The 21264-nt window shown below is 72.6% G+C and carries 21 protein-coding genes and 2 tRNA genes; 7 read left to right on the top strand and 16 right to left on the bottom strand.

Annotation, left to right across the window (positions count from 1 at the left end; all coding sequences use genetic code 11):
* Positions 1–21 precede the first annotated feature (21 nt).
* Together FB454_RS15835 and FB454_RS15830 are read left to right on the top strand one after the other, a co-directional pair.
* Positions 22–447, top strand: a complete 426-nt coding sequence (locus tag FB454_RS15835; RefSeq protein ID WP_013283255.1) for a SufE family protein — start codon at positions 22–24, stop codon at positions 445–447.
* A gap of 20 nt (positions 448–467) precedes the next feature.
* On the top strand, positions 468–1100 hold the full coding sequence (locus tag FB454_RS15830) for a DsbA family oxidoreductase (RefSeq protein ID WP_013283254.1): 633 nt from the start codon (positions 468–470) through the stop codon (positions 1098–1100).
* A gap of 36 nt (positions 1101–1136) precedes the next feature.
* On the opposite strand, the gene FB454_RS15825 is transcribed toward FB454_RS15830, so the two are convergent.
* From FB454_RS15825 to FB454_RS15810, 4 genes are all read right to left on the bottom strand, one after another.
* Positions 1137–1685 (bottom strand): YbaK/EbsC family protein, encoded by a 549-nt coding sequence (locus FB454_RS15825; RefSeq protein ID WP_013473323.1) that lies wholly within the window; start codon positions 1683–1685, stop codon positions 1137–1139.
* A 59-nt stretch (positions 1686–1744) separates the two neighbouring features.
* Complete coding sequence (locus FB454_RS15820) at positions 1745–1942, bottom strand: hypothetical protein (RefSeq protein WP_013283252.1); 198 nt, start codon at positions 1940–1942, stop codon at positions 1745–1747.
* Positions 1943–1978: 36 nt separating this feature from the next.
* On the bottom strand, positions 1979–2791 hold the full coding sequence (locus FB454_RS15815) for an SDR family oxidoreductase (RefSeq protein ID WP_486481543.1): 813 nt from the start codon (positions 2789–2791) through the stop codon (positions 1979–1981).
* Between the two features lie 218 nt (positions 2792–3009).
* Complete coding sequence (locus FB454_RS15810) at positions 3010–4386, bottom strand: MFS transporter (protein WP_030269581.1); 1377 nt, start codon at positions 4384–4386, stop codon at positions 3010–3012.
* 210 nt (positions 4387–4596) lie between these two features.
* On the opposite strand from FB454_RS15810, the gene FB454_RS15805 reads away from it, so the two are divergent.
* A complete protein-coding gene (locus FB454_RS15805; RefSeq protein ID WP_030269580.1) occupies positions 4597–9096 on the top strand; it encodes a cation-translocating P-type ATPase in 4500 nt (1499 codons plus the stop codon).
* Here FB454_RS15805 and FB454_RS15800 read toward each other — a convergent pair.
* The gene (locus FB454_RS15800; protein WP_030269579.1) at positions 9093–10040 is read right to left on the bottom strand and encodes an L-threonylcarbamoyladenylate synthase; all 948 of its coding nucleotides are present in this window, start codon (positions 10038–10040) and stop codon (positions 9093–9095) included. The two genes, FB454_RS15805 and FB454_RS15800, sit on opposite strands and share 4 nt — an antisense overlap.
* Positions 10041–10129: 89 nt before the next feature.
* Entirely contained in the window at positions 10130–10720 is a 591-nt protein-coding gene (locus FB454_RS15795) for a winged helix-turn-helix domain-containing protein (RefSeq protein ID WP_013283247.1), read from the bottom strand.
* A 65-nt stretch (positions 10721–10785) separates the two neighbouring features.
* Here FB454_RS15795 and FB454_RS15790 point away from each other — a divergent pair, with 65 nt between their 5' ends.
* Positions 10786–11376: a dienelactone hydrolase family protein gene (locus FB454_RS15790; RefSeq protein WP_030269578.1), complete on the top strand. Its 591-nt coding sequence runs from the start codon at positions 10786–10788 to the stop codon at positions 11374–11376.
* A gap of 3 nt (positions 11377–11379) precedes the next feature.
* Here FB454_RS15790 and FB454_RS15785 read toward each other — a convergent pair whose 3' ends face one another.
* From FB454_RS15785 to FB454_RS15770, 4 genes are all read right to left on the bottom strand, one after another.
* Positions 11380–12069, bottom strand: coding sequence for a PH domain-containing protein (locus FB454_RS15785; protein WP_030269576.1), 690 nt, complete (start codon positions 12067–12069; stop codon positions 11380–11382).
* 107 nt (positions 12070–12176) lie between these two features.
* Positions 12177–12659, bottom strand: coding sequence for a hypothetical protein (locus FB454_RS15780; protein WP_232236628.1), 483 nt, complete (start codon positions 12657–12659; stop codon positions 12177–12179).
* 10 nt (positions 12660–12669) lie between these two features.
* Positions 12670–13056, bottom strand: coding sequence for a VOC family protein (locus FB454_RS15775; protein WP_013283243.1), 387 nt, complete (start codon positions 13054–13056; stop codon positions 12670–12672).
* On the bottom strand, positions 13053–13358 hold the full coding sequence (locus FB454_RS15770; protein ID WP_013283242.1) for an ArsR/SmtB family transcription factor: 306 nt from the start codon (positions 13356–13358) through the stop codon (positions 13053–13055). The genes FB454_RS15775 and FB454_RS15770 overlap by 4 nt, the downstream gene beginning before the upstream one ends.
* A gap of 51 nt (positions 13359–13409) precedes the next feature.
* Between FB454_RS15770 and FB454_RS15765 the strand changes: the two genes are divergently transcribed.
* Together FB454_RS15765 and FB454_RS15760 are read left to right on the top strand one after the other, a co-directional pair.
* Positions 13410–13976 (top strand): AAA family ATPase, encoded by a 567-nt coding sequence (locus FB454_RS15765; protein ID WP_030269574.1) that lies wholly within the window; start codon positions 13410–13412, stop codon positions 13974–13976.
* A 122-nt stretch (positions 13977–14098) separates the two neighbouring features.
* Positions 14099–15130, top strand: a complete 1032-nt coding sequence (locus FB454_RS15760) for a DMT family transporter (RefSeq protein ID WP_030269572.1) — start codon at positions 14099–14101, stop codon at positions 15128–15130.
* A gap of 4 nt (positions 15131–15134) precedes the next feature.
* Here the strand turns inward: FB454_RS15760 and FB454_RS35385 are convergent, their stop codons facing one another.
* Positions 15135–15263 carry a hypothetical protein gene (locus tag FB454_RS35385; protein ID WP_269635817.1) on the bottom strand — a complete coding sequence of 43 codons (129 nt, stop codon included), beginning with the start codon at positions 15261–15263 and terminating at the stop codon, positions 15135–15137.
* Between the two features lie 344 nt (positions 15264–15607).
* On the opposite strand from FB454_RS35385, the gene FB454_RS15755 reads away from it, so the two are divergent.
* Positions 15608–15976: a hypothetical protein gene (locus tag FB454_RS15755; RefSeq protein ID WP_145823131.1), complete on the top strand. Its 369-nt coding sequence runs from the start codon at positions 15608–15610 to the stop codon at positions 15974–15976.
* Between the two features lie 2 nt (positions 15977–15978).
* Here FB454_RS15755 and FB454_RS15750 read toward each other — a convergent pair.
* The 5 genes from FB454_RS15750 to gyrA form a co-directional block, all read right to left on the bottom strand.
* Positions 15979–16054, bottom strand: a tRNA-Ala gene (locus tag FB454_RS15750).
* Between the two features lie 10 nt (positions 16055–16064).
* Positions 16065–16193 carry a DLW-39 family protein gene (locus FB454_RS35175; protein ID WP_013283222.1) on the bottom strand — a complete coding sequence of 43 codons (129 nt, stop codon included), beginning with the start codon at positions 16191–16193 and terminating at the stop codon, positions 16065–16067.
* A gap of 43 nt (positions 16194–16236) precedes the next feature.
* A tRNA-Ile gene (locus FB454_RS15745) sits at positions 16237–16310 on the bottom strand.
* 144 nt (positions 16311–16454) lie between these two features.
* A complete protein-coding gene (locus FB454_RS15740) occupies positions 16455–17381 on the bottom strand; it encodes a DUF3566 domain-containing protein (RefSeq protein WP_013283221.1) in 927 nt (308 codons plus the stop codon).
* Positions 17382–17384: 3 nt separating this feature from the next.
* Positions 17385–21164, bottom strand: coding sequence for an intein-containing DNA gyrase subunit A (gene gyrA, locus FB454_RS15735; protein WP_145823130.1), 3780 nt, complete (start codon positions 21162–21164; stop codon positions 17385–17387).
* Positions 21165–21264 lie beyond the last annotated feature (100 nt).

The following is a 21264-nucleotide window of genomic DNA, read 5'->3' as shown; positions in this document are numbered from 1 at the left end:
GGCGGCGGATAGCCTCGACCCATGCCCGAGATGCCGACCAAGCTGGCCGAGATCGTCGACGAGTTCGCCGCCGCGCCCCGCGACGTCGTTCTGGAGATGCTGCTGGAGTTCGCGGACGTGATCCCGCCCCTGCCCGAGGGTGTGAACCGGGAGGAACTGGAGCAGGTCCCCGAGTGCCAGACCGCGTTCTTCCTGCGCGCCGAGGTGAACGCGGACAAGACCGTGAGCACTGTGTTCGACTGCCCGCCGGAGGCGCCCACCACCCGGGCGTTCGCCGGCATCCTCGCCGAAGGGCTGGCCGGGGCGAGCGCCGAGGAGGTGCTCGCCGTACCGGACGACCTCTACCAGCGGATGGGCCTGGCGCAGGCGATCAGCCCGCTGCGCGTACGCGGCGGCACCGCCATCCTGGCCCGGCTCAAGCGCCAGGTCCGGGAACAGATCTCCTGACCCGCGGGTTGTCGCTGGTCATGGACATCGAGATCTACGCCGACGTGGTCTGCCCCTGGTGCTGGATCGGCAAGCGCCGGCTGGAACAGGCCCTGGAGTCGTACGACGGCGAGGTGAACGTCCGGTTCCGGCCGTTCCAGCTGGACCCGACTCCGGTCACCGAGCCGAAGCCGCTGCTGGAGGCGCTCGGCGACAAGTTCGGCGGGCGGGACAAGGCCGAGGGCATGGCCGCGCACGTGACGGGCGTCGCCGCGGGCGCGGGCCTGGACCTGCGGTTCGACCGGGCGGTGGCCGCGAACACGTTCGACGCGCACCGGCTGGTGCGTTTCGCCACCGAGCACGGGCGCTCCGCCGAGATGGTCGAGCGGCTCTACCGGGCGCACTTCCACGACGGCGTCGACGTCGGCTCGATCGACGCGCTCGTCACGCTGGCCGGCGAGGCCGGGCTGGACGAGACCGAGGCGCGGCAGTACCTGGAGTCGAACCTGGGCCGCCGGGAGGTCGCCGCCGACCTGAGCACCGCCCACCAGCTCGGCGTCTCCAGCGTGCCGACCTTCGTGCTGGCCGGAAAGTACGCGGTCACCGGCGCCCAGGAGCCGGAGACGCTGCTCGCCGCGCTGCGCGAGGTGGCGCAGCGCGAAGCGGCAGCCTGATGTTTCACGTGGAACAAGATCGATGCGGATGAGGACCTAGGCCGGCCTGGCCAGGTCCTCCACCACCCTCGCCCCGGGCAGCGCGCCGAGCGCCGGCCCGGGCAGGGCGATCTTGCTGTGCCGTACGCCCGAACCGATGATCACGTGCGGCGTGGCGATCACCCGGGAGTCGACGAGGATCGGCCAGTCCGCCGGCAGGCCGATCGGCGTGATGCCGCCGTACTCCATGCCGCTCGACTCGACCGCCTCGGCCATCGGCGCGAAGCTCGCCTTGCGCACGTCGAGCAGCTTGCGGACCACACCGTTGACGTCGGCGCGGGTGGTGGCGAGCACGACACAGGCCGCGTACCGGGTCTCGCCGCCGCGCTTGCCGGCGACCACCACGCAGTTGGCCGACTCCTCCAGCCCCACCCCGTACGCCTCGCAGAAGGCAGCGGTGTCGGCCAGGTCGGCGTCGATCGGAGCGACCAGTACGTCGTCCACGTCCACCGGGGCCTCGGCCGGCCAATCCTGCAGGGCCGCGGCGACCGGCGGAGCCAGCAGGTCGAGCCGGGTGCGGGCCGGCTCCGTCTTCAGCGTCCCCATCATGCCGCGATCCTCGCACCCGCCCGGCGGATCGACCGGCCGGACCCCGCCCCCGCCCTTCAGTTGGGATTGGTGAGGAACGCGTTCTCCTGCGCGAAGTCCCGGCTCTCGGTCGTGGTGAGCTGCCGGCGGCGCAGCACCTCGGGACGGTTCGCCTCGGCGTCCTCGATGCCGTGCCGGACGCCGACCCGGATCACGCCGTAGAGGAAGACGAAACCGAAGACGTACAGAACCACTGTGGCGACGAAGACCAGCATGCGGTCACCGTAGGCCGGTGCGGACCCGACCGTTTCTCATCTTCCGGCGGTTCCCCCGTACGTGTCCGCGAGGTGGTCGGCCCAGATCCGGACGCCGGTCGGCGTGGCGGTCGTGGTGAGGCCACCCGCCCGCAGCTCCCGTCCGAGCCGGCCGGGGATCCGGACCGGCAGCAGCGGACGGCGTACCCGGCGCGCCGCGAGCCAGGCGCGGGCCGCGTCGTCGTAGCGCAGCACCTCCGGTCCGCCGAAGTCCTCCACCCGGTTCGACGGTCCGGCCAGCAGCAGGACCGCGAGCCGGTCCGCCACCTCACCGGGGTCGACCGGCTGGGCGAGCACGGCCCGGTCCCCGATCACCGGGCCGAGGCGGCTCGCGCCGCTGAGCAGCCCTTCCAGGAACTCCGGGAACTGGGTCGCCCGCAACACGCTCCACGGCACCGGTCCGGCGGCCACCACCTGCTCGGCCGCGAGCTTGTGCCGGTAGTAGCCCAACGGCACCCGGTCGACGCCGACGATCGACACGAAGACCAGGTGACGCACCCCGGCGCGACCAGCCGCCACCGCGAGCCGGCGGGTGCCGAGCACGTCGATGTCGTGGGTGCGCCGCTGCGGCGACGAGGCCAGGTGCAGCACCGCGTCCACCCCGGCGACCGCCTCCGCCAGCCCGGCACCGGTGGCCAGGTCGGCGGTGACCCACTCGACCCCGTCCCCGGTACGCGGCCGGCGGCTGGCCGCCCGGAGCGTGAAGCCCTCGTCCCGCAGCCGCGGCACCGCCACCCGCCCGAGCCGCCCGGTCGCCCCGGTCACCAGCACCCGCATCGCCCACTCCTCCCGCCCACGCGCAACCGCCACACCGCGGCTCCCCGATGGGACGAAACGCCGACCCGGATCGTGACAGCCGCCCGCCCCCGCCCCTTTCACCCCGATCCTGCGCCCCCGAGGGCCACCTCGGCCCTGCCCTCCCTTTGTTGACCAAGGAGTTCGTGTCGGACGGAGGCTCGAAAACCGACCCGAACTCCTTGATCACCGGCAGAGGGTGGGTGGGGCAGGGGCGGGGGCGGGCGGGGCGGTCAGGGGGTGGGGCGGAGGACCACCCGGCCGGCCAGCAGCAGGCCCAGCAGGCCGCAGGCGGCTGCCACGGCCAGCGTGGTCGCGAAGCCGGCCGGGCCGGGGGACGCACCGGCGGCCAGGACCGCGCCGGTGAGCGCCAGCACTGTGGCGGCGGCGAGCGAGTCGCCCAGTTGCAGCGCGGAGCTGTTGCGGCCCTGCTCGGCCGGGGCGGACTGCTCCAGGGTGAGCACCGACAGCGACGGATAGAGCAGGCCCATGCCCAGCCCGGCCACCGACCAGCTCAGCACGGCCGGCAGCACCGGCAGTCCGGGCACCAGCGCCGACGCCACGCCCGCCGTACCGATCGTGATGCAGGCCAGCCCGGCCCGGGGCAGCGTCGCCGCCGAGCGGGGTGAGCCGATCCGCCCCTGGATCCACGAGCCGACCGACCAGGACAGCGCCCCGACGGTCAGCACCAGGCCGGCACCGGTGGGCGAGAAACCGCGCTCCCGGGACAGCATCAGCGGGATCACCACCTCGGCGGCCACGAACGCCGCCGACGCCAGCGCGCGCAGGCCGATCACCGTCGGCAGTCCCCGCGCCGCGCGCAGGAACCCGGCCGGCAGCAGGTGCGGCACGCAGACGAACAGCCCGGCCAGCGCCCCGGCGATCAGGGCGGCGGCGAGCACGCCGCGCTGCTGCCCCCCGTAGTGCAGCAGTGCGGCGCTCGCCCCCGCCCCGCAGGCCCAGCCGATCCGGGCCAGGGCACCCGCCGGCGGGCGGGTCGCCACGGTGGCGGTCAGCGCCCGCAGCCCCGGCTGGACCAGCAGCGCCGCCGGGATCGCCACCGCCGGCACCGCGAGGAACACCCACCGCCAGCCCAGATGTTCCACGATCAGTCCGGCCAGGGCCGGTCCGACCAGCGACGGCACCACCCAGGCCGCGGCGAACGCGGCGAAGATCCGCCGCCGCAACTGCTCCGGGTACGCCTGCCCGACGACCACGTAGAGCGCCACCGAGACCAGTCCGGAGCCGAAGCCCTGCACCACCCGCCCGACGACCAGCACCTCCATGGTCGTGGCGGCGCCGGCCACCACGAGCCCGGCGACGAACCAGACGACACCGTGCCACATGGCCGGGCGCGGCCCGCGCGCGTCGCACCAGATGCCGGAGGCGACCATCGCCACCACGCCGGAGGCGAAGGAACCGCCGAACGCCAGCGCGTACAGGCCGAGCCCGTCGAGGCTGCGCGCCACGGTCGGCATGGCGGTGCCCACCGCCAGCGCCTCGAACGCGAGCAGGGACACCAGGGCGACACTGCCCACCGTCATCGCCCGCAGGCGCGGCGACCAGAGGTCGACGGGTGGATCAGCCGGAACGGCGGTGGTGCTGGTCATGGCGTTCAGCCTCGGACCTCACCCCCGGTTGAGGTCAACTGTGGCGCGCGTCTCGTCGGCCGGGAACGGCGGGGCGATGCCCGGAAACTTCTGCCGTCGGGGTGGCATAACGGACGCCGCGCCGGGAAGTCGGGCCGCCGGGACGAGACCGGGAGGCGAGATGGCGTACGGCTGCGACACCTTCAACCGACTGCCCGGCCGTACGACTCGATGACCTCGCTGGGACGGTTCGCCGGCCTCCTGCTGTCGCCGACGGTCGTACCGGAGACCGCCGCGCGTGTCGCGCGTACCGTCGGTTCGGCCCTGCCCACTGATGCCGTGCCGGCCCGGGTCAGCGAGGTGGCGGGCAGCGTCGGTACGGCGGCGGCCCGGCTGGCCCGCCTCACCGGGCTGACCAGCCGCCGCGTGTGGTCGCAGGACGGCCGCCACCACATCGAGGTGCACGGCGTGTGCCAGGACGGCGGCGACCGGCTGGCCCGTCAGGTCGAGGCGGCGCTGGAGTCGATGCCGGGTGTCGCCTGGGCGCGGGTGAACGCGCCGTCGGGCCGGGTGGTGGTGGCGACCGGGGATCCGGCGCCGAAGCTGCGCGACCTGATCGCCACGGTGGCGCGCGTGGAGCAGACCTGCCCGTACGAGCCGGACCCGGAGATCGAACCGCCGCAGCCGCCCGAGGACGGCCCGCGTACCGCGCGGACGTTCGGCGCGCTGCTGTCCGACGTGCTCGGGTTGAGCATCTCCGCTGCCACCCGTGTCCTGCCGCTCACTCCCATTCCCGCCGAGGTGGCCGGTCTGCTCGGCGCTGTCGACCTGCACCCGAAGCTGCACGCGCTGGCCGGTCTGGGCATCCGCGCCGACCCGCGCGCCGAGGTGCTGTTCCCGCTGGCCGAGGCGGTGGTGCAGGGTCTCACCGGCGGCTGGGCGGGCATCGTGCTGGACGGCGCGCAGCGGGTCGTGCAGTGGGGTGAGGGCGCCGCTCAACTGAACGCATGGCGGCGGGCCGAGCCGCACCTGACCGGTGACCCGGAACGGGCTGTGGCCCGGGTGCCCGACGGCGAGCGGCCCTGCCCGGTGCCGGACGGGCAGCCCGAGCGGTACGCCAAGCGGGTGCTTCCGGCCGGCGCGGTCGCCGGGGCGGCGGCGCTGCCGGTGCTGGGGCCGAAGCGCGCAGCCGCGCTGGCGCTGTCCTCGCTGCCGAAGGCGCCCGGCTCCGGCCGGGAGGGGTACGGCGCCCAGCTCGGCCGGATGCTCGCCCGGCGCGGCGTGATCGCGATGGACCGCAGTGTGCTGCGTGAGCTGGACCGGATCGACACGGTGGTGCTCGACGCGGCGGTGCTCGGTTCGGACCGGGGCGTCCTGGCCGATCTCGCGCCGCTGGCCGACGCCGACACCGGGCAGGTCGCCGCGCGCGCGTTCGCGTTGTTCGACCCGGCCGAGCCGGACGCGGTTCGCGCCGCCGAGGGCTGGCGGATCGGCCCGCTGGACCGCCTCGGCGCCGACGATCCCGGCGACACCCCGGACAGCGCCCGGCTGCGCGCCGACGGTGGACGGCTGCTCGGGCTGGCGGAGAACGGCCGGCTCGCCGCCGTACTGCGGGTCGAGCCGGAGCCCGCGCCGGGCGTGGACGCGCTGGCGTCGGCCGCACGGCAGGCGGGCCTGCGGCTCGTGGTCGGCGGCGCGGACGACGGCCGGTACGACTTCGCGGACCTGCTCGTACCCGGTGGTGCCCGGCTCGCCGACGCGGTGCACGACCTGCAACGCGAGGGCGCCGTGGTGATGGTGGTCTCCGGTGAGCGGTCGGCGCTCGCCGCCTCGGACTGCGGCCTCGGCGTGTACGGCCCGGACGACCTGCCGCCGTGGGGCGCGCACCTGCTGGTCGGTGACGACCTGCGGGTACCGGCCCTGCTCGTCGACGCCGCCGGGGTGGCCCGCCGGATGACCGAGCAGAACGTCCGGATCTCGATGGCCGGCAGCGGGCTCGGCGCGCTCGCCGCATTCACCGCCGACCGGCGGCGGCTGCCCCGCCCAACGCTCGCCGCGGTGAACGGCGCGGCGGCGCTCGCGTTCGCGCACGGCGTGTTCCGGGCACACCGGCTGCCGGACCGGACCGGCGCACCGATGCCCGCGCTCACCGCCTGGCACCTGATGCCGGCGCAGACCGTCCTGGACCAGCTCGCCACCGACCCGTCCGGGCTTGCCGAGGACGAGGCGGCCCGTCGCCGGCGCGTCGAGGTCGGCGACGAGCACGGCCCGGCCGGGCTGCTCCGCGCGTTCGTGGAGGAGCTGTCCAACCCGCTCACCCCGGTGCTGGCCGCCGGTGCGGTGCTCTCCGCCGCGTTCGGCTCACTCGTCGACGCGGCACTGGTGGGCGGCGTGGTGGGCGGGTCCGCTCTGGTCGGCGCGGTGCACCAGCGCAACACCGAACGATCGCTCGCCGAGCTGCTGTCCCGCTCGGCGGTCACCGCCCGGGTGCTGCGCGACGGCACCGAGCGGGTGGTGCCCGCCGAGGAACTGGTACGCGGCGACGTGATCACGGTCAGCTCCGGGGACGCCGTACCGGCCGACTGCCGGGTGCTGACGAGCGACGGGCTGGAGGCGGACGAGTCGTCACTGACCGGCGAGTCGCTGCCGGTGGCGAAGAGCCCGGAACCGGTGGTGGCGGCGGCCATCGCCGAACGGCACTCGATGCTGTTCGAGGGCACCACTGTGGCCGCCGGGCACGGCACCGCAGTGGTGGTGGCCACCGGTGCGGAGACCGAGGCCGGGCGGAGCCTCGCCATGGCCCGGCAGGCCCCGCCCGCCAGTGGCGTGGAGGCGCGGCTCGGCAGGCTGACAAGCAGCGCCGTACCCCTTGCGGCCGCCTCGGCGATCGCTGTCGCAGGCGCAGGGCTGCTTCGGGGCGTACCCCTTGCCGAAACGGCGGCGACCGCCGCGAACCTGGCCGTGGCGTCGGTGCCGGAGGGGTTGCCGTTCCTGGTCAGCGCCGCGCAGCTGGCGGCGGCGCGGCGGCTGGCCGAGCACGGCGCCCTGGTCCGCAACCCCCGGACCATCGAGGCGCTGGGGCGCGTCGACGTGCTCTGCTTCGACAAGACCGGCACGCTCACCGAGGGGAAGCTGATGCTGGCCGGCGTGGGTACGGGCGACGGCCGGTACGCCGCGCTGGACGACCTGGACGAGCCGCTGCGGTCGACGCTGGCCGCCGCGGTGCGGGCCACCCCTGCTGCGGCGGATCCGGACGAGTTGCCGCAGCAGACCGACCGGGCGGTACGCCACGGCGCGGACACCGCCGGGGTGGACGAGCGGACCGGAGCGGCGGACTGGACCGCCACGGCCGGGCTGCCGTTCGAGCCGTCCCGCGGCTACAGCGCCGCTGTCGGGCGTGCCGCCGGCGGGCTGCTGCTGAGCGTGAAGGGCGCCCCCGAGTCGGTGCTGCCGCGCTGCGCGTCCCGCCGAACCGCCGAGGGTGACCGGCCGCTCGACGCGGCCGGACGCGAGGAGGTGCAGGCCATGCTGGCCGGGCGGGCCGGTGCCGGGCACCGCATCCTCGCCGTGGCCGAGTGCCAGGTCTCCACCGAGCAGGTGAGCGACGAGCAGGTCGACGGCCTGGTCTTCGTGGGTTTCCTGACGCTCGCCGACGGGGTGCGGGAGAGCGCCCGGCCGGCGGTGGCCCGGATCCGGGCCGCGGGTGTGCACACCGTCATGATCACCGGCGACCACCCGGCGACCGCCGAGGCGATCGCCGCCGCGATCAGCCCGGACGACGGCGGGCAGCGCGTCGTCACGGCCAGCGACCTGGACCGGCTGGACGACGCCGCGCTCGCCGAGCGCCTGATGGCCACCGACGTGGTGGCACGCTGCACGCCCGCCCACAAGGTACGGATCATCCAGGCGTTGCAGCGCCAGGACCGCACCGTCGCGATGACGGGTGACGGCGCCAACGACGCCCCGGCGATCCGGCTCGCCGACGTCGGTATCGCGCTCGGTCAACGCGGCACTCCCGCCGCCCGCGCCGCCGCCGACCTGGTGGTCACCGACGACCGGCTGGAGACGATCATCGCCACGCTCGTCGAGGGACGGGCCATGTGGTCGTCGGTACGGCACGCGCTGAGCATCCTGGTCGGCGGCAACCTCGGCGAGATCGCGTTCAGCGTGCTGACCGCCGCCGCGACCGGCCGGTCCGCCCTCAACGGCCGGCAACTGCTGCTGGTCAACCTGCTCACCGACCTGGCGCCCGCGCTCGCCATCGCGGTCCGGCCGCCCGCCGACGACAGCGCCGACCACCTGCTGCGGGAGGGGCCGGACTCCTCGCTCGGCGTCACCATGACCCGGGAGATCGGGCTGCGCGCGGCGTCGACCACGCTGGGCGCGACCGCCGGCTGGACGATCGCCAGGTGGACCGGCACCCAGCGGCGTGCCAGCACCGTCGCGCTCGCCTCGCTGATCGGCACCCAGCTCGGCCAGACAGTGCTGGCCGGCGGCACCAGCCCCAGCGTGCTCGCCGCCACCGCCGCGTCGGTCGGCGTGCTCGTGGCTGTGGTGCAGACGCCGGGCGTCAGCCAGTTCTTCGGCTGCACCCCGCTCGGCCCGGTGGGCTGGACCATCGCCACCGGGTCGGCACTCGGCGCGACGTTCGCCAACGGTGCGCTGACCAAGCTGGTCGACCGCCTGCCGCAGCCGGGTTCGCATCGGCGACCCGACGCCGGCCAGTCCTAGCGCCAGGTGGCGGCAGCCCGGCGCAGCCGGTCGTTTATCGCTCGGCCCACGCCGGTCTCCGGCACCGGCTCGGCGACGATCTCGGTCACCCCGGCCGCGTCGAGCCGGTGCAGCGCGTCGAACAGGCGCGCCGCCGCCGCCGTCACGTCGCCGTCGGGCGACAGGACCTCCACCGCCGCCCAGTCGCCGTCCGCCGGTGGCTCCCGGAAGGCCAGGAAGCCCCGCCGGCCGCCGCCGGGCTCGGCCGCCGCGCCCAACCGCAACGGGGTACGCGGGGCGTAGTGCGCGGCGAGCGTCCCGGGCGCGACCGGCTGGCCGGAGCTGCCCTGGCGCACCTCGACCGGGCCGACCGCCTCGACGAGCGCCTCGACCGGCAGCGCGCCCAGCCGCAGCACCACCGGCCGCTCACCGCGCGCGTCCACGATCGTCGACTCGATCCCGCATCGGGTGGGCCCGCCGTCGAGCACCACGTCCACCGCGCCGCCCAGCCCGGCCACCACGTGCTCGGCCCGGGTGGGGCTGAGCTGGCCGAACCGGTTCGCGCTCGGCGCCGCCACCGGCACTCCGGCGGCGGCGATCAGCGCCCGCGCCGACGGCTCGTCCGGTACGCGTACCGCCATGGTGTCCAGACCGGAGGTGACGATCGGCGGGATGATCTCCGGACGGTCCACGATCAGGGTGAGCGGGCCGGGCCAGAACCGCTTCGCCAGCTCGGCCACCGCCGCGGGCACCTCGCCCACCAGCGCGGCCAGGTCGGCGGCGTCGGCCAGGTGGCTGATCAGCGGGTCGAAGCTGGGCCGCGCCTTCGCCTCGAAGATCCGCGCCGCGGCCCGGGCGTCGAGCGCGTTGGCGCCCAGCCCGTAAACCGTCTCGGTGGGAAAGGCGACCAGCCCGCCGGCACGCAGGACGGCGGCTGCCTCGTCGATGCCGCGCTCGGCCGGCAGGACGCGCGGGGATCCGATGCTCACGCTTCCGACGCTAGTCTGCCCGGTTCGCCGTCCCGGCAAGACCCTGCCGTCACGTGGTGGGGCCGTCAGTCGCGTGGGTCGGTGGCGGGTTCCGTGTCGGGGAGCGTGGGCGCGTCGGTGGGGTAGAGGCCGGCGGCGAAGCCGTACACCTGGTCGCCGGCGCGGGGGATCTGCGCGAACCGCCGGGCCAGCGCCTGCACCTCCGCCCAGAACTCGCGGACGTCCTCGATCGGGATGCGCGCGTGCACGAGCGTGCACCGCAACTCGTCGGCGGCGTGCGCGGCCGCCGCTTCGGCTGCCGCCTCGGCGAGCCCGTTGATCCGGGACACCACCTGCTTGTCCTCGGCCCGGCTGAGCGCGCCGACGTAGTAGGTGCGGGCCACCCGCCCGTAGAACCGCTCCTCGATGGCGCGTACCCGGCGGGTCCGCACCACGCGCAGCAGACCGGCGTCGACCAGTTGGTTCACGTGGTACGCCACGCTGCTCTTCGGCCGGTCGACGGCGCGGGCCATCTCGTTGACAGTGGCGGCGCGCTCCAGGAGCAGTTCGAGCAGCGTGCTCCGCAGCGGGTCGGCGAGCGCACGCAACTGCTCCGGAGCGGTGACCACGAGCAGGTCGTCGAGGTCGTAGTCCGGGATTCGCTCATTGACCGACATTTCTCGACCGTTCTAAGATTCTGGTTCGTTCGACAACTCTGGTCTGACAACTCAGGAGTGTAGTGATGGCCGAGATCGTGCTCTTCCACCACATTCAAGGGCTCACGGACGGCGTCCGCGCGCTCGCCGGCTCCCTGCGGTCCGGTGGCCACACAGTCCACGCCCCCGACCTCTTCGACGGCGAACGGCCGGCCACCATCTCCGACGGCGCCGCGCTGATCAAGCGGATCGGCGGCGACGTCCTCGACCGGCGCGCCGACGCGCTCGTCGCCGGCCTGCCCGCCGGCCTCGTCTACGCGGGCGTCTCCTGGGGCGCCGCCATCGCCCAGCGGCTCGCCCAGACCCGGGCCGGCGCCCGGGCCGCCCTGCTCTACGAGGCCTGCCTGCCGGTGACCGGCGAGTGGGCGATCGGCCCGTGGCCCGACGGGGTGGCGGTGCAGGTGCACGGCATGGAGCGCGACCCGTTCTTCGGGCTCGAAGGCGACGTCGACGCCGCGCGCGAGCTGGTGTCGATCGTCGGTCCCGAGCGCGGCGAGCTGTACGTCTACCCCGGCGACCGGCACCTGTTCACCGACAGTTCGCTGCCCTCGTACGACGCCGAGGCCACAGCGCTGGTGGTGAGCCGCAGCCGCGAGCTGCTCGACCGGCTCGGTTGACGCCTACTCGTCACCGCGCAGCCGCGCCAACGCGGCCGCGTACTCGGCGTCGGTCAGCACTCCACGCTCGTACTGCCTGGTCAGCGCGTGGATGTCGCGCCGCTGCGTGGCGCTCGGAGCGGGCCGCCGGATCTGCCCCGGCGGGTCCAAATGGTCGGTGCGGACCGGATCCGGCGCCGGGCTCGCCGCCGCGCGCTGCTCCGGGGGTCGGGCGTTGCGATGGCACTCCCGCAGGTTCGCGAGGATCTCGTCGTAGTGCTCCGGCCAGGTGACCAGCCGGGTCAGCTCCAGGCGGAACGGCCGGACGACGGCGCCGGACTGGATCGGCGTCTGCACCGGCTCGCCGTCGATCCGCTCGATGACGATCGCGTCGCGTCCCACGTCCAGGCCCACGATCGAACCCGTACCGCTGTGTATCTCCGCAACCGACGCCCACGGCACTGTGGTCGTGCGGAGCAGCGAGCGCGAGCGTACGCCGACAGGGCTCACCCAGACGCCGAGCATCGCGCGGCGGACCGCGACGGCGAGGCCGACGGCGTTCCACACGCCGAGGAACACCGCATCCCGTCCCGGCATCCTGCCGCTTCTGACCTCGAACACGAGGAGCACGAAGAAGCCGACCGCCAGCACCGCCACGACCATGAAGCCGGAGGTGGTCAGGTCCAGCGAGTACGGGCGCCGCCACACCGTCATGCGGCCAGAGTGACCGATCGTGTCCAGCGGTTCCGCGCGGAGTCAACGACCTCTCGCCAACTTCACGACCTCGGCGAGGCTCGCGACCCGGTCGCACTCGTCGTCGGTCAACGTGTTGATGAGTGCCTTGGCGGCCTGGGCCTGGGGAGTCGTGGGCAGGGCGCCGGCCAGCAGGTCCGGCAGGACCAGCTCGTAGCCGACCCGCGCCCGGGTGAGTAGCGGTGGCGGCTGCGGGTCACCGCCGTGGCGACGCGCAGCGCGTGCTCGTTGCCGGGCGGCACGTGCGGGCGGTCGCGCTCCCGGGCGCCGAACCGCATCCGGTGGCGGAACTCGCACGTCTCGCACGTCGCCGGTCCGGCGGTCAGCCGTGCCCCGCAGTCGGGACAGGTCAGCCGGTCCACCGCGCCGTCCACGGTCCGCCAGTCGTACGCCCCGGGGTCGTCGACGACGAGCCAGGCCAGCTCGCTCTCCTCGGGCGAGCCCGGCGCCACGTCCAGCTCACCGCGCAGCCGCGCCCAGGCGTCCCGGATCTCGTCCTCCAGGCGCGCCACCGCGGCCGCCAGCGCCGGGCTACGCCACGGTCCGGCCACTGTCGACCCGCTACCGGTACTGTGCGATCTGGATCAGGTTGCCGCAGGTGTCGTCGAACACCGCCGTGGTCACCGGGCCCATGTCGACCGGCTCCTGGGTGAACAGCACGCCGAGGCCCCGCAGCCGGTCGTGCTCGGCGGCCACGTCGTCCACCGCGAACTGCGTCAGCGGTATCCCGTCGCCCGCGAGCGCCTCCTTGAACGCCTTGGCGGCCGGGTGCGCGTCGGGTTCCAGCAGCAGCTCCACGCCGTCCGGGGCGTCCGGCGAGACCACAGTCAGCCACCGGTACTCCCCGGTCGGCACGTCTGTCTTCTTCACGAAGCCCAGCACCTCGGTGTAGAAGCGCAGTGCCTTGTCCTGGTCGTCGACGTACACGCTGGTGAGGTTGATTCTCATGGGTTCTCCTGGGTGGGTGCGTCGGACCTGAGCCATCGCTCGGTGATGGACCGCAGCGGCCGGGTGTCGAGGTGGTGGAACTTGTAGCGACCCTGCCGCCGCGTGACGATCAGGCCGGCGGCCTCCAGGACGTCGAGGTGCTGGGAGATCGCCTGCCGGGACGAGCCGACCTGGTGCTTGGTGGCCAGCCGGCCGCAGATCTCGAACAGGGTCTGACCGTCGCGCTCGGTCAGCTCGTCGAGGATCAGGCGGCGGGTGGGATCGGCCAGCGCCTGGTACAGATCGCCCACGTCACCCACCATATGCAAGTAACAGCTTGCCTATCAAGAGGCTGTCTGCCAACGGAGGACGTCATGCCCGGATTCATCCTCACCGGCGCTCCCGGCTCCGGTAAGACCGCGATCCTGCGCCACCTGGAGGTCGACGGCCATCCCGTCGTGGAGGAGGCGGCGACCGACGTGATCGCGCTGCACCAGGCGCTCGGCCGGCCCGAACCGTGGCGGGAGCCGGACTTCGCCGAGCGGGTGCTGGCTCTCCAGCGGAGGCGTCGGCGCCGAGCCGAAGCGCACGCCGGGGAGATCATCTTCCACGACCGCTCACCCGTCTGCACGCTCGCGCTGTGCCGCCACCTGGGGTCGACGCCGCCGTCCGCCCTGCTGGACGAGGTCGAGCGCCTGACGACGGAACGCCGCCACTACGAGCGGACCGTCTTCTTCGTACGGAATCAGGGCTTCGTCGAGGCGACCGCCGCCCGCCGGATCAGCTTCGAGGAGTCGCTCGTCTTCGAGCGCGTCCACGAACTGACGTACCGCGACGCGGGATTCGACCTCGTCGAGGTGCCCGCGGGACCGCTCGCGACGCGGGTGGCCGCGATAAAGCAGGCGGTCGATCGTCTGCGCGCCGCTAGGGTGCGGACATGACGTTCCGCGTTGTCTCGCCGCCACCGGTCACCCGGTAACGACGCCGTTCACCGAACCCGGCTTTCGATCCAGAGCCCGGGTGCGTTCGCGGTGCCCGGGCGGCGACGACAACGGAGAATCCCGTGCGCAGAAATCTGCCCCCGACCGTGGGGCGAGGAACCCTGTACATCCTCCTGGCGGCGATCGCCTGGGGCACCGGCGGCGCCGCGGCGGCCGTCCTCTACGACACCAGCGGGTTGGGCCCCGTCGCCGTCTCCGTCTGGCGGTTCGCGGGCGGCGTCCTGCTGCTCGCCGCCGGACACCTGACACGTCGGCGACCATCCTCGCGTATCCGGGTCGTCAGCACCCGGCTGCGCCACAGGTGGCGGCAGGTCGTAACGACAGGCGTAGGTCTCGCCGTCTACCAGACGGCGTACTTCGCCGCAGTGGGGTACGCCGGTCTGGCCGTCGCCACCATGGTCACCCTGGGCGCCGGGCCGGTCCTCATCGCCCTCGGTTCACGCCTGGCCCTCGGCGAGCGACTCGGCCGATCCGGCGGAGTCACAGTCGTGACAGCACTCGTCGGCCTGGTCCTGCTGCTGGGCGGTGGTAGCGCCGGCAGCGCCCCGGCGCCGCTGCTGGGATTGGCCTGCGCGCTGCTGTCCGCGGCCGGGTACGCAGCCGTCACCCTGCTCAACCGGAAGCTCGGCCGAGACGGCGGCTGGCACACTCCGCTGCTGGGCGGATTCGCCGTCGGAATGATCTGCCTGCTTCCGCTGGCCCTGCTCGAAGGGATCCTGCCCACAGCCGGTGACACCCGTCAGACAGTGGGCCTGCTCGCCTTCCTCGCCGTGGCGCCCACCGCCGTGGCGTACACCCTGTTCTTCGCCGGGTTGGCCTCGGTCCGGGCGACCACCGCGTCGGTCATCGCGCTCGTGGAGCCGGTGACGGCGGCGCTCATCGCGGTGCTCCTGCTCGACGAACGGCTCACAGTGACCGCCGTTCTCGGGTCGATCGTGCTGCTCGCCGCGGTGGTCACGCTGATGCTCGGCGAACCCGGGCCGGCGCCGTCGTCGACTGCGGCGCTCAGGGACCGTGACGCCGACATGCGGAACCGCCGCCGGCCTCGACGAGCGAGGGCCGGCGGCGGTGTGGCGACGCGCCGTCCGGGGTGACGGATCAGCCGGCGAGCTGGCGCCGCACCGAGTCGGTGTCCATCAGGTACGACATGAACTTGAACTTGACGTCCTGGACCCCCTCCTGGGCGTTCTGGAGAACCTGTTCCACGCGTTCGGCCGCGACGGGCACGAGATCGTCTTCGTCTTCGACTGCCGGCTCGCCGACCAGTCCTCTACGAGCGGGATGCCGTCGGTGAGATACGCGACGACGCGGGCACGAAGGTGATGTGGCGGCCGCTGAACAGCTTCGACGCAGGGAGTCCGCTCTACCCCGTCGGCCTCGCCGAGCTGCTTCGCGGAGAAACCCGTTGTCGTAGGTAGTGCCGCCCGCCCACCATGGCCGCTGTGAGCCGAAGCCTCCGAACAGACCCCCGTTCGCGCCAGGCACTCCGGCGCGCGCCCCGGCTCGACCGGCTGCGGATCCACGTTCACGCACCGCGATCCGGATTCGCGCACCCGGCAAGCGGGCAAGACGTGCGCGACGTGCTGGAGACCCTCGGGCCCTGGGCGTGGTACGGGTTACGCGGCATCGAGCTGCGACAGAGGGAGGATTTCCGGCCCGGATTCGTCGTCTACGGCAGAACCAGGGTGCCGGGCGAGATCGTTCTCTACGAGCAACCGCTACCGGAGGCCGCGTCGATGCGGGACTTCATGCGGTTCGACGTACTGCTGCACGAGCTAGGGCATCACGTGCTCCAACACCGCAGCCGGAAGGTCGGCCGGGTGCAACGCCGATCAGATCATGAACGGTTCGCCGAGGCTTTCGTTGATCGATGGAAGCCGACTGCCGAGGCGGCACGCGACACAGCAGCATCGACAGCCGCTGATGATCCGGCGAAATGATGTGGTGGAGCCCAGGGGACTCGAACCCCTAACCCCTGCCTTGCAAAGGCAGTGCTCTGCCAGTTGAGCTAGGGCCCCGTGACGGCGTTCAGCGCAGGTCGGGCGCCGTGGTCGCCTCGTGCCACAGGGCGCGCTCGTCGTTCGAGGCCTTGACCTTCTTGGCCACGACGGCGGCCACACCGACGATGCCGGCCAGGATCAGGAGCTTCTTGAACATGTGCTTGACCCCTCGCGCTCGACTGTCGTCGGACGATGTGCGGTGGGGCTAGCTGGAATCGAACCAGCGACCTCAGAGTTATCAGCTCTGCGCTCTAACCGACTGAGCTATAGCCCCGCGTAGCGACGAGCTAGGTTAACCCATCGCCTCCACCGCGCCCAAATCGGGGGTCTGTGGTGGGAAGCACCCGCGCCACCTCGAACCTACCCGGACGCACGACGCCGGGGCGACCGCTTTACGCGGTGCCCCGGCGCCGGTCGATCAGTCCCGCTCGGCGAGCGTCAGCTCGATCCCGCCGACCAGGTCGGCGCAGACGTTGTAGACGAACGCGCTGAGCGTGGCCAGCGCGGTGAACAGCACGACGTTCACCAGGCCGATCAGCGCCGACGTCAGGATCACGCCCTTGGCGGTGATCCGGAAGCCGCCGCCACCCTGGCCGCCGCCGGCGTTCACCAGGTCGGTGAGGCTGTCGTTGACGCTCTTGAACACACCCATGGCGTCCAGCGCCAGGTAGAGCACCGACGTCGCCACGACGACCACGATGAAGAGCACCACCGACACCGCGAAGGCGAACTTCATCACCGACCACGGGTCGATCCGCTTCAGGTTCAGCCGGGCCCGTCGCGGTCCGCGCGACGCGGCCGAGCTGACCGAGGTACGCGCGGCGCGTACCGCCTCACCCACGCGCGCGGCGCCGACGGCTGCCGCGCCGCTGATGCCCGGCGGCAGGCCGCCGCCGTTGGCGGGCCGGGCCTGGGCGCTCGCGGCGCCGCTCGGGCGCGAGCCGTCGGGCGACGTCTTCGGGGCGGTGCCCAGGCCGGCACCGATCCGCGGCTGCGTGCCGGTCGTCCCGGTGGAGGCCCGGCCGGCGGCCGACGGGGTCTTGATCGGCTGGGTGCTCGTGGCGTTCGCGGGCTTGGCGGCCGGAGCGGCCAGACCGTCGGCCGATGTCGGCGCGTCGACCTTGGTCTCGGCCGAGTCCCGGGAACCGGAGTCCTCGGCCGGCTTGTCCGGAGGCGGGGCCATGCCGGGAGCCCGGGTGAACTTCGGGGCAGGCGCGTCGGCGGGAACCGTGGCCCGGCCCACAGCCGCGCGGCCGGTCGCTGGTGTGCCGCCCTGCGCGGCCTCCTCCTCGACCGGAGTGGCCGAGGTCCCCTTGTTCCCCGACTTCGCCTGTGTCTCCGTCATCAACTAGTCCTGTTCGTCAGGCTCGTCGGCATTGCGAGCAATCGCCACGATAGTCACGCCGTCCGGGAGGTCCATCAGCTTGACCCCCATTGTGTTCCGGTCACGCGTACGGCGTACAGGCTTCACCGGAGTCCGGATGACGCCGCCGTTGCTCGTGATGGCGAACAGCTCGTCCTCCGGATCGATCACGACCGCGCCGACCAGGCCACCGCGTCGCTCGGTGATCTTCGCGGTCAGCACGCCCTTACCTCCCCGGCCCTGGACCGGGTATTCCTCGATCGGGGTACGTTTCGCGTAACCCCCGTTCGTCGCGACCAGAACGTCCAGACCCTCTCGCACCACCTCGACGGCGAGCAACTCGTCCTCGCCGCTGAAGCGCATGCCGATCACACCGGAGGTGGCCCGGCCCATCGGACGCAGCGCCTCGTCGGTGGCGTTGAAGCGGATCGCCTGGGCGTTCTTCGACACGAGCAGCAGGTCGTCCTCAGCAGCGACCAGTACCGCACCGACCAGCTCGTCCTCATCGCGCAGGTTGATCGCAATGATGCCGCCGGAACGGTTGGAGTCGAACTCCTCGAGCCGCGTCTTCTTCACCAGGCCGTTCTTCGTGGCCAGTACCAGGTAGGGGGCCACCTGGTAGTTCGGGATTTCAATGATCTGCGCGATCTGCTCGTCGGGCTGGAACGCGAGCAGGTTGGCCACGTGCTGGCCCTTGGCCACCCTACTGGCCTCGGGAAGCTCGTACGCCTTCGCCCGGTAGACCCGACCCTTGTTCGTGAAGAACAGGATCCAGTCGTGGGTAGAGCATACGAAGAAGTGGCTGACGATGTCGTCCTGGCGGAGCGTCGCCCCGCTGACGCCCTTCCCGCCACGCCGCTGCGACCGGTAGAGATCGACCTTGGTCCGCTTCGCGTACCCGGTGCGGGTGATCGTCACCACCACGTCCTCGCGGGCGATGAGGTCCTCCATCGAGACCTCGCCGTCGAACGGGACGATCTTCGTACGCCGGTCGTCGCCCCACTTCGCGACGATCTCGCCCAGTTCCTCCGAGACGATCCGCCGCTGCCGCTCCGGCTTGGCCAGGATGTCCTTGAGGTCGGCGATCTCCACTTCGAGCTTCGCCAGGTCGTCCAGGATCCGCTGCCGCTCCAGGGCGGCCAGCCGGCGCAGCTGCATGTCCAGGATCGCGGTCGCCTGGACCTCGTCGATGTCCAGCAGCCGGATCAGACCCTGCCGTGCGTCCTCCACAGTGGGCGAGCGCCGGATCAGGGCGATCACCTCGTCCAGCGCGTCCAGCGCCTTGGACAGACCGCGCAGGATGTGCGCCCGCTCCTCGGCCTTGCGCAGCCGGAACGCGGTCCGCCGCCGGATCACCTCGATCTGGTGCTCGACGTAGTAGCGGATGAACTGGGCCAGGTTCAGCGTGCGCGGCACGCCGTCGACGAGCGCCAGCATGTTGGCGCCGAACGTCTCCTGGAGCTGGGTGTGCTTGTAGAGGTTGTTCAGCACCACCTTGGCGACCGCGTCGCGCTTGAGCACGAGCACGATCCGCATGCCGGTACGTCCGGAGGACTCGTCGCGGATGTCGGCGATGCCGGCGAGCTTGCCCTCCTTGATCAGCTCGGCGATGCGCTCGGCGAGGTTGTCCGGGTTGACCTGGTACGGCAGCTCGCTTACCACGAGCGCCGGCCGGCCCCGCTTGTCCTCCTCGACCTCGACCACGGCGCGCATGCGGATCGAGCCGCGCCCGGTCCGGTACGCGTCCTGGATGCCCGCCTGACCGACGATCAGGCCGTGGGTCGGGAAGTCCGGGCCCTTGACGATCTCCAGGAGGGCTTCCAGCGTGGTGGCCTCGTCGGCCTCCGGATGCTCCAGGCACCACTGCACGGCCGCGCCGATCTCGCGCAGGTTGTGCGGCGGGATCTTGGTGGCCATGCCGACCGCGATGCCCTCGGAGCCGTTGATCAGCAGGTTCGGGATACGCGACGGCAGGATGGTGGGCTCCTTGGCCCGGCCGTCGTAGTTGTCCTGGAGGTCGACGGTGTCCTCGTCGATGTCCCGCAGCATCTCCATCGCCAGCGGGTCGAGCTTGCACTCGGTGTTGTGGCTGACGAAACCGTCGGAGACGAACGAGTGGTCCTCGGTGTCCACCCGGATGCTGTAGACCGGCTGCACACCGGCGTCGGTGACGTCGGTCACCCCGGCGTAGTAGAAGCGGCCGTCGACGAGCGGTTCGACCACGTCGAGGATGCCCGGCTCGGTGATCCGGGCGGCGATCTCGTCGCGGTCCCGCTCCCAGCGCTCGATCCGGTCCACGTTGTGCCGGCGCAGCCAGTCACGCTCGGTCCAGCGGCTCGCGCCGTGCTCGCGGACGAAGTCACCGACGAACGGCACGTGATCGCCGGAGAGCGCGGTGCTGCTCGCCGGCACCTGGGCCAGCTCGGATTCCAGCTTGGCCTGCTTGCGGCCGAGGAATCCGACGTGAGTGGCGAAGATCCGGGCGTCCCGCCGGTTGGTGACGACGACCTTGATCTCGCCGTTGTCGTACCGGCACTGCCGGCTGACCACGCCGGACTCCAGCAGCAGTTGCTGCACCTCGCGGGCCAGCCGCTCGCTGCGGGTCGAGTAGGAGACCTGGATCGTGTGGCGGGGCAGCAGCGACGACGAGCCGTCGCCCTCGAACAGCGCCTGGAGGAAGGCCCGCTTGACCGCGGCCGGTCCGCGCCAGACGAACTCCGGCACGAACTTGTCGGCGCTCCGCGCGCCCACCATCTCGCCGAGTACGCTCGCCCGCAGTGCGGCGAGGTTCTGTACATCGAGTTCGTGCAGCGTGCTGCCCGAGTCGATGACCCGCTCGGCGACGTACCGGGGGCCGCCGACCGCGAGGTCATAGGCGGTGAGGACCCGGACGAAGAACTCCCGGTCCACGTTGTTGAAGCCGGCTCGCTGCTCGGACACCCACCCCTCGGACACAAGCGCGCCCGCGAGCACGGCTGCCTCGACGTGCTCCAGCATCGGGTAGCCGATCTCGTCCGGCACGGTGCGCTGGAGGGCCACCCGGTCGCCCGGGGCGATCTCGGCAAGCAGCTTCCACAGCAGGGTCGGCACACCGGCCACGTTCACCAGGCAGAGCACCGGGTGGTTGTGGGTGCCGGTCAGCTCGTACCCCTCACGGGTGCGCAGCCGCAGCGTGGGGTGCTCGCCGGAGTGGAAGAACCTGCTGGCACGGACCAGGTCGCCGTTGCGGTCACGGACCTTGAGGTCGACGTCGGTCTCGCTGCTCGGCGCGGCGTCCGGCACGACGTCGCCGATCCGGACGGTGCCGTCGACGGTACGAACCCGAACATCTGCCGCAAGGCAGTACCGCATGGCGGCGGCCGGGTCGTTACCGGGCGAACCGAAGTTGCCGTTGCCGTCGACCAGCGGGTAGCGCAGCGACCACGGCTGCGCCATCCGGACCAGCGCGTCGTAGATGGCCGAGTCGCCGTGCGGGTGGAACTGGCCCATCACGTCGCCGACGACGCGGGAGCACTTCACGTACCCGCGGTCCGGCCGGTAGCCGGAGTCGAACATGGCGTAGAGGATCTTGCGGTGGACCGGCTTGAGCCCGTCCCGGACGTCCGGCAGGGCCCGCCCGACGATGACGCTCATCGCGTAGTCGAGGTACGAGCGCTGCATCTCGACCTCGAGGCCGACCGGCTCGATCCGGTCGTGCTGGACGACCGCCGCCAGTGGTTCCGGGGTCTCCGGCTCGTTCGGGGTGGACTCGGGAGTATCGGTCACTGTTAACCCTTATCAGACTCAGAGTCGTGGTCTCGCTGTGGATAACGGCTGTGGAAAGCGGCCAGACTGTGGATAACTCTGTGGATCGCCGGGCCGGCCG

The organism is Micromonospora sp. CNZ297 (assembly GCF_007827625.1).
Note: the sequence above shows the minus strand (reverse complement) of the source record. Positions and strands in the feature narration are given on the sequence as shown.

What these genes read in the sequence shown, in the direction of transcription:
- FB454_RS35175 (WP_013283222.1), bottom strand. Translation starts at nt 16,193, where the DNA reads ATGTTCAAGAAGCTCCTGATCCTGGCCGGCATCGTCGGTGTGGCCGCC.
- FB454_RS15830 (WP_013283254.1), top strand. Translation starts at nt 468, where the DNA reads ATGGACATCGAGATCTACGCCGACGTGGTCTGCCCCTGGTGCTGGATC.
- FB454_RS15795 (WP_013283247.1), bottom strand. Translation starts at nt 10,720, where the DNA reads ATGTCGGTCAATGAGCGAATCCCGGACTACGACCTCGACGACCTGCTC.
- FB454_RS15775 (WP_013283243.1), bottom strand. Translation starts at nt 13,056, where the DNA reads ATGAGAATCAACCTCACCAGCGTGTACGTCGACGACCAGGACAAGGCA.
- FB454_RS15825 (WP_013473323.1), bottom strand. Translation starts at nt 1,685, where the DNA reads ATGGGGACGCTGAAGACGGAGCCGGCCCGCACCCGGCTCGACCTGCTG.
- FB454_RS15820 (WP_013283252.1), bottom strand. Translation starts at nt 1,942, where the DNA reads ATGCTGGTCTTCGTCGCCACAGTGGTTCTGTACGTCTTCGGTTTCGTC.
- FB454_RS15770 (WP_013283242.1), bottom strand. Translation starts at nt 13,358, where the DNA reads ATGGTGGGTGACGTGGGCGATCTGTACCAGGCGCTGGCCGATCCCACC.
- FB454_RS15790 (WP_030269578.1), top strand. Translation starts at nt 10,786, where the DNA reads ATGGCCGAGATCGTGCTCTTCCACCACATTCAAGGGCTCACGGACGGC.
- FB454_RS15805 (WP_030269580.1), top strand. Translation starts at nt 4,597, where the DNA reads ATGACCTCGCTGGGACGGTTCGCCGGCCTCCTGCTGTCGCCGACGGTC.
- FB454_RS15740 (WP_013283221.1), bottom strand. Translation starts at nt 17,381, where the DNA reads ATGACGGAGACACAGGCGAAGTCGGGGAACAAGGGGACCTCGGCCACT.
- FB454_RS15835 (WP_013283255.1), top strand. Translation starts at nt 22, where the DNA reads ATGCCCGAGATGCCGACCAAGCTGGCCGAGATCGTCGACGAGTTCGCC.
- FB454_RS15810 (WP_030269581.1), bottom strand. Translation starts at nt 4,386, where the DNA reads ATGACCAGCACCACCGCCGTTCCGGCTGATCCACCCGTCGACCTCTGG.
- FB454_RS15765 (WP_030269574.1), top strand. Translation starts at nt 13,410, where the DNA reads ATGCCCGGATTCATCCTCACCGGCGCTCCCGGCTCCGGTAAGACCGCG.
- FB454_RS15785 (WP_030269576.1), bottom strand. Translation starts at nt 12,069, where the DNA reads ATGACGGTGTGGCGGCGCCCGTACTCGCTGGACCTGACCACCTCCGGC.